General features: G+C 46.1%; 2 protein-coding genes. Both read right to left on the bottom strand.

Going from position 1 to position 2,258, the window contains the following annotated elements; genetic code table 11:
* Positions 1-477: 477 nt before the first annotated feature.
* Complete coding sequence (locus HOLDEFILI_RS05825) at positions 478-1,275, bottom strand: ABC transporter permease subunit (RefSeq protein ID WP_006058595.1); 798 nt, start codon at positions 1,273-1,275, stop codon at positions 478-480.
* Positions 1,272-2,162, bottom strand: coding sequence for an ABC transporter ATP-binding protein (locus tag HOLDEFILI_RS05820; RefSeq protein ID WP_039864138.1), 891 nt, complete (start codon positions 2,160-2,162; stop codon positions 1,272-1,274). The genes HOLDEFILI_RS05825 and HOLDEFILI_RS05820 overlap by 4 nt, the downstream gene beginning before the upstream one ends.
* Positions 2,163-2,258 lie beyond the last annotated feature (96 nt).

The raw sequence follows: 2,258 nt of genomic DNA, 5'->3' as shown, positions 1-2,258 counted from the left end.
TGCGCTTGACTCTCACCGAGTCAGCTTAGTTATTATATCCCGCAGGCAAGCATTTGGCAAGAGTTTTTTTAAATTTTTTTCATTTTTCTTCGCGGCATTTTCTTTTTCCCTTTAACTAAAGGGTTTTTGCATTATTGAACGATGTTTTTCATCCCTGTTTATTAACACAACTATAAATGAAATTTGGATTTTCTTCATTTTTCACGCGAGAACTCTGTATTCTTTCATTCGCATTCGGCGATAGAAGATATAAATTAATTGAATTGTTCACCATTGCCTCAATCTCTTTCTACATTACCTGCCATCTCAACTACCTTAGGATTATCCCCATCGCTGCTCTGACAGTCCCCAAATGCCTGACGAAGCTGTCCTCCGCTTTAGAAGAAAGAGGGTTTTACCTATATTGAACAGCCATGATTAGAAACATCATTTTTCTTCACACTGGCAGAAAAAAAGTGAATCAGCACAAAGGCTGACTCACAGCGACAGATCACGCCGGCGAAAAATCCAGACCGCGGCCAGATAAAAAATAACTCCAAGCCCTGCCAGAACTGCCGCCATCAATAAAGCTTCATTCCTGCCCGTTGCCAACTCTTTAGCCTGAAACAAGGTCAGCGGCGTTAACAGCTTCAATCCGTCAAGCTGATCGGAGACCTGGGAAAGCATCTGGATCAGCAAAAAAGCGATCAGACAGCCGCCGGCACAGCCGTAAGCTTTTTTCTGTTCTGAGAACAGACACGAGAAGAAGAAACACAAACCGCCAAGGAACAGATGCAGACACAACAGCCCGACATTCATCCGCAGGTAATTGAACACATCCAATTCGCCGGGAAATAACAAATTACTGGCAATCAGACCTAAAGCCGTGGCATAGCCAACAAGGAAAAATGTACACAGAAGAATGAAAAACAGTTGTGTTGTAACAATCGTACCACGGGTATTGGGCGTTGCCAGCAGATAGGCCATTGAACCTTGATCAACATAGCGCGCGACCAGACGGACCGCGATCAGAACCAGGCACAGCATCGGAATTGCGATCAGGATGAATCCATATAAATAATTAGCGACAAAATCCAGCATGGTTGCCCCGGCATTCGTCATCCCAAACGCTGCGAACAATTCCGGCATACTTTCTGCCATCAGATCCAGACTCGCTCCCAGCTTGGGATCATACATGGCGATAATCACCGTGCTGTACAGGGTAATCACCGCCAGAAACAACAAAATCATTTTATAATTGGCGCGCAGTTCGCGGCGCAGTAACGGCAGACTCATACAGTTTGCTCCTTCCCATAATAATGCAGAAATAATTCCTCCAGCGTTTGCCGCCGGGTTTCCAGATCGACGATTTCATAGCGCGCGGCCAGTTTCAACAGGGGGTCCAGAGCGCCGGTAGTTTGCAGCGTAACCTGGTTGTCATGCAGCGCGGCTTTTTTTAACCGCGACGCAAAATCCGCAGCTTCCGCGGGATAGCGGAAAGTCAGCGTCAGTGTCCGCTGATGATTTTGATTCAGCACATCCATTTTTTCCACCGCAATCTGGCGGCCTTCCTTAATGATGACAACACGGTCGCAGGTTTGTTCGACTTCTTCAAACAAATGGGACGACATCAGAATCGTTGTTCCTTTTTGTTTTTCTTCCTTGATTTTATCAATAAACTTTTTTTGCATCAGCGGATCAAGACCGCTGGTCGGTTCGTCTAAAATCAGGATCTCCGGCTCATTCATCAACGCGCAGACCAGGCCGATCTTCTGTTTCATACCCTTGGACATTTTCTTAATCCGGCCCTTAGGCTCCAACTCAAAATAGTCCAATAGTTCCTGAGCTTTCCTTAGATTCGGCATTTTTTTCATCGCGGCGATGAATTTGATAAACTCCATGCCGTCCATATCATCCATAAACGCAATCTCGCCCGGCAGATAGCCGACATCTTTCTGGATCTGCGCGGCATTGCGGAAACAATCATGGCCTTTTATACTGACGCGTCCGTGATCGGGTTGAATAAATCCCATTAATGTGCGGATTGTCGTTGTCTTCCCAGCGCCGTTCGGGCCGAGAAAGCCCATGACTTCGCCTGCTTCCACATTGAAGCTCAGATCGAACACACCGCGTTGATGGCCGTAGTCCTTGGTTATATTTTTAACTTTGAGCATCGTCTTCATTGTCTTCCTCCTTATATGCGATTTTACGGAACATTTCCTGCCAGGTATGGAAATCCTGCATTAACTCGTCGATATTCAACGTTTCTGATTGCCTCA

This window comes from Holdemania filiformis DSM 12042, from assembly GCF_000157995.1.
Classification (GTDB): domain Bacteria; phylum Bacillota_I; class Bacilli_A; order Erysipelotrichales; family Erysipelotrichaceae; genus Holdemania; species Holdemania filiformis.
Note: the sequence above shows the minus strand (reverse complement) of the source record. Positions and strands in the feature narration are given on the sequence as shown.